The organism is Methylotenera sp., assembly GCF_013141425.1.
Taxonomy (GTDB): Bacteria; Pseudomonadota; Gammaproteobacteria; order Burkholderiales; family Methylophilaceae; genus Methylotenera.
Genome location: NZ_JABFRA010000085.1, coordinates 1 through 4,775, shown reverse-complemented (window position 1 = coordinate 4,775; position 4,775 = coordinate 1). Strand labels below are relative to the sequence as shown.

Here is a 4,775-nt window from a genome sequence, read left to right as displayed (position 1 = left end):
TGATATTTAAGGCGATTAAGGTAGAAGTGCCAAAGATGTTGGCTGAAATACTGAAGGCGCAAAGGGTGCGCATGTGTGTAATCTAACGATTATAATTTTAAGAAACTGGTAACAGATTAACTGTATTTTTCTTAAAATAAACTATTATAAATTGACTGATTGGGCGTGCTTTACTTAAAGAAAGCATGCAGTGATAGCCAATTTTTTAAACTATTATTTCACCTGAATAAATCAAGTAGAAATTTGTTTATTGGTCGTTAAATTTTACTAAATTATTAAATTTATGCCAGTTGAGGCGTAAATTCGTTAAAATTCCATCTTCAGTAAATGTTAATTATTAGTAAGTCAAAATGACATCACTGCAAATTTACTTTTCCTTAAGTCGCGCTTTATGTTTATTTGTCTGCGGCGGCTTGAGCGCTAATTTTACTTGCTGCTACTTTATAATTATGGCGAGCGGCGTTAACCAAGTGTCTGTTTTCACTTTAATTACATAGAGTTACGTTTTTTAAAGCGCAATTGTGTGTATTTAAGTGTATTCTCTCGTATTGATTAAATTATGATATTTAATCAATACGCGTATAAGTATAGGCTACAACTATCATTTAAGCAAAGTATGAACAATATAAGTACACAAGATCAAAGTATTAAGGCAACTAGTGTAAGTGAATTAGCAGCTGCATTTTTAACCGTGGACGAGGCGAGTGAAGGGCAACGCGTTGATAATTTTTTGACCAAAACACTTAAGGGTGTACCAAAAAGCCATGTGTATCGCATATTACGTAGTGGTGAAGTACGTGTTAATAAAAAGCGCATAGATGCGGATTTTAAATTAAGTTTGGGCGATGTGGTCAGGATTCCGCCAACCAAATCTACTGCAACAGAGAAACCCGAACAAACAAATCCTGTCCGGCCTAAGTTTGAAAATCACATTATTTTTGAAGATGATGCTTTATTGGTCATTGATAAGCCCGCAGGTTTTGCTGTGCATGGCGGTAGTGGAGTGAGTCTTGGCGTTATTGAGCAACTGCGTTTAGAGCGTCCTAAAGCAAAATTTTTAGAGCTGGTGCATCGCTTGGACCGTGAAACTTCAGGCGTGCTGATGGTAGCAAAAAAACGTAGTGCATTGGTTGCTTTGCATGAGGCGATTCGCAATAATCAAACCGATAAACGCTACCTGATGTTGGTGCTGGGCGAATGGACTGAGCAGAAGAAACGTGTGGTGTTAGATTTGCAACGCTATTTGCTACCAAATGGTGAGCGGCGAGTAAACGTGGTGACGGATGCGAGCAAAGATAAATATAACGAGCGCCAGACCTCAGAAACATTCTTTAAATTACTCAAGAATTTTAATCATCCAGCTCTCGGTAAATTCAGTTTGCTTGAAGCGCAGCTGGTGACAGGACGCACTCATCAGTTGCGCGTGCAGTTAGCGCATTTGGGCTTTCATATTGTCGGTGATGACAAATACGGTGATTTTACAGTTAATAAAGCGTTAGTAAAACATGGTTTAAGGCGTATGTTCTTGCATTCTGCCATTACCAAAATTCGCCATCCACTTACGCAAGATAAGTTAGAATTGGCTGCGCCATTGCCAGCTGAGCTCGCTAAATTTTTAGCAAAATTAGAGGCTTAATTTTTACGTTTTTTAAAAGTTATGAAAGTGCAACTTTAAAGTATGTCCAAGCAGTTTGATTTAATCGTGTGGGATTGGGATGGCACCTTAGCCGATTCTACTGGAATGATTACCAACTCCATTCTTAAAGCTGCTGAACAAGTTGGCTTGCCAGCGCTTACGCCACAAGCTGCCAGTAGTATAATCGGGCTGGGCTTGCGCGAGTCCATTGAAGCTTTGTATGGTGAAATCCCCGTAGCACAATCGCAGGCGCTTGCTACGCAGTACACGGCTAATTATTATGCTGGCGAGCGCGAGATTCCATTATTTGAAGGTGCGGCAGAGACAATTATTGCTTTGAATAAGCGTGGCCATAAGCTTGCAGTAGCCACGGGTAAGGGACGTCGTGGGCTGAATCTTGCACTAGAGCATAGTGGGTTAGCGCACTTTTTTCATTCAACACGCACGGTGGATGAATGTTTTTCAAAACCGCACCCACAAATGCTGCATGAGTTAATGGATCACTTGGTGGTAATGCCAGAACGTACTTTAATGATAGGCGACACCAGTTATGATTTGCACATGGCGCAAAATGCAGGGGTTAAATCGGTTGGCGTGAGTTATGGCGCACAATCAGCTGAGCAGTGGCAACATCTTAATCCAGTACAACAGTTTTCTGACTTTGCCAGTTTAAGCAACTGGTTGCTTGAAAACGCCTAAGTGATGCAATATGACTGACAATACCATTGTTTTTAAAAGTGAAGATTTGCAGGATTGCGCAAAAGGCTTGCGTTTTCCATTACCTGCTTTGGGTGAATTTACCACGGGCTTTGTGGTGCGTTTTCATGGCAAACCTTATGCATACGTTAATCAATGTGCGCATGTACCAGTAGAACTTGATTGGAACGAAGGCGACTTTTTTACGGTGCAAAAAGATTATTTAATCTGCTCCACACATGGTGCACATTATCGGCCTGATAACGGTTTTTGTGTAATGGGGCCGTGCAAGGGTCGAAGCTTAAAGCCTATAGCGGTGATTGAACAAAATCACGAAATTATAATCAACTTAGCTTCGTTAAAAGATTCGTTAAAATAATACTTTAAGAAAGAACCATTAAATGTCAGAAGATACGCAACAAACCCCCACGCCCAATTCTGTGCCACAAGATACCAAGTGGCAGCGCGATGTCATCGAAAAGTTAGCTAACTCGGCACAGAGTGAGCAAAGAACAGCACGTCGCTGGGGTACTTTTTTTAAAGCGCTCACATTTACTTACTTATTTATTATTCTGTTTTTTGCAATTGGTTGGTTGGGCGGTGACGGAAAAAATATTGGATCGCATACCGCGCTCATTGAAGTGGCCGGCGTGATTGAAGCGGGCGGTGACGTAAATGCCGATTCATTTATGACCAGCCTGCATGATGCGTATAAAGACAATGGCACCAAAGGCATTATTTTACGCATTAATAGCCCAGGTGGTAGCCCAGTGCAAGCGGGTATTATTTATGATGAAATTAAGCGCCAAAAGAAATTGCACCCCAAAATACCCGTTTATGCGGTGGTAGAAGATATTTGCGCGTCGGGCGGATATTACATCGCGGCCGCAGCTGACAAAATCTATGTGGATAAAGCCAGCATTGTCGGCTCAATAGGCGTGCTGATGGATGGCTACGGTTTTACTGAAGTGATGAAGAAGGTAGGGATTGAACGTCGTTTATTGACGGCAGGTGAAAACAAGGCAATGCTAGATCCATTTTCTGCCATTAATCCAAAACATCAAGCGTTTGCGCAATCCATGCTCAATGAAATACATGAACAATTTAAAACCGTGGTGCGTCAAGGCCGTGGCGCGCGGCTAAAAGAAACTCCTGAAACGTTTAGCGGCTTATTCTGGAGCGGTGAACAAAGTATCAAAATTGGCCTTGCCGATGCCTTTGGCAGTGCAGACTTTGTTGCGCGGGATGTAATTAAACAAGAAAAGATTGTCGACTTTACCAGCCAAGAAGACTTTGCAAGTCGCATCGCTAAACGTATCGGTGCAAGTGCCAGTGCAAGTTTCGGCGAAACGTTAGCTAAACAAATGATACAGGCGGGTGAAGTAAAATTAAGATAAATTAAACTAGGGCCGATTTAGAAATTGCATAAAAGCGTAATTAATGGATGCCTGCGAACCAATAACCATGCGGCTTGCAGAGCAATGGTTTTTACGGCCCCTAAAGAATGAATATACAAGGGGCGTGCCTTAGGGTTATGGGTTGATTGTATATTCATTTATAAATTTTCTGTAATCGTTGATTGATTTGTCATAGCCTTGTTTTGAGCGCGAACTAATAGTGAATATTAAATAAAAGTCACCTTCCTCGCCATAGGTTACTTGTTCCCAATTTCCATTTTGCATTGGGGAGAAACTGAATGATTTTAACGGGATATTACCTTTTGTATTTATTTCAGTTGGGTTACTAACATTAATGGTTGGGTCTTGAGTTTTGAAGTCATTAATATCTCTGTTTATCAATTCTTCAAGCGAGGTTTGTTTGGGTTCTCTGGGTTTGTAAATTGCTTTCGCATAAATGACTGTTTCAGCATTTGAAAACGTAAAGCCCTCAGGTGCTTGTGCATTTATAGAGTTACTAAAACTTTGCTCTTTATCTTGATGCCACCCAGAAATGATAGGTAATTTTGGCCACCAGTGAAAACATATTGAAGTCTCGCAAGGGGAAGCGAACTTCTCAATTTCACCATGTGAAACAGTTGATAAAGTCAATAAAAAGACAATTGAAATAAGGCGTAACAATTTAATACCCCAAACGTAAAGTAGACCAAAAAAGTACTAAATCTTTTATTGGAGTGGTTTGAAATTCGAATTAAAAGTGTATGGTCTTAATAATATTTATATGTTAATAAATTTTATTACTCCTAATTTTGGCTACTTTACAATGCTTAACGCACCTCTACAAGCTGAACCTGCAATTAAACAACCTAAGCTACTTGAGTGCGACTTACTAAATCAATCGGCAATGGTGATTGATTTGTAGTCGCTTGGCACGGCTGGATACTTTAGTTTTAAGTTTTTAAGCGTGTTGAGTAGCAATTTTGAAATCAGCAGATTTCGATTGGTTTTGGAATCTGCTGGTATTACGTACCAAGGTGCGTATTCAG

The 4,775-nt window shown here is 40.4% G+C and carries 5 protein-coding genes and 1 pseudogene; 4 read left to right on the top strand and 2 right to left on the bottom strand.

Going from position 1 to position 4,775, the window contains the following annotated elements:
- Window positions 1-616 precede the first annotated feature (616 nt).
- Genes HOO90_RS07655 through HOO90_RS07640 form a run of 4 tightly spaced genes read left to right on the top strand, consistent with a single transcriptional unit; the run spans window position 617 to window position 3,729 of the window.
- Complete coding sequence (locus HOO90_RS07655; RefSeq protein WP_292841725.1) at window positions 617-1,636, top strand: RluA family pseudouridine synthase; 1,020 nt, start codon at window positions 617-619, stop codon at window positions 1,634-1,636.
- Between the two features lie 42 nt (window positions 1,637-1,678).
- Window positions 1,679-2,335: an HAD-IA family hydrolase gene (locus HOO90_RS07650; RefSeq protein ID WP_292841723.1), complete on the top strand. Its 657-nt coding sequence runs from the start codon at window positions 1,679-1,681 to the stop codon at window positions 2,333-2,335.
- 10 nt (window positions 2,336-2,345) lie between these two features.
- The gene (locus HOO90_RS07645; RefSeq protein ID WP_292841721.1) at window positions 2,346-2,711 is read left to right on the top strand and encodes a Rieske 2Fe-2S domain-containing protein; all 366 of its coding nucleotides are present in this window, start codon (window positions 2,346-2,348) and stop codon (window positions 2,709-2,711) included.
- Window positions 2,712-2,733: 22 nt separating this feature from the next.
- Complete coding sequence (locus tag HOO90_RS07640) at window positions 2,734-3,729, top strand: S49 family peptidase (RefSeq protein WP_292841719.1); 996 nt, start codon at window positions 2,734-2,736, stop codon at window positions 3,727-3,729.
- Window positions 3,730-3,864: 135 nt separating this feature from the next.
- Here HOO90_RS07640 and HOO90_RS07635 read toward each other — a convergent pair whose 3' ends face one another.
- Window positions 3,865-4,410, bottom strand: a complete 546-nt coding sequence (locus HOO90_RS07635; RefSeq protein ID WP_292841717.1) for a hypothetical protein — start codon at window positions 4,408-4,410, stop codon at window positions 3,865-3,867.
- A 213-nt stretch (window positions 4,411-4,623) separates the two neighbouring features.
- A pseudogene (locus HOO90_RS07630) lies at window positions 4,624-4,775 on the bottom strand (polyphosphate kinase 2 family protein); the annotation flags it as partial.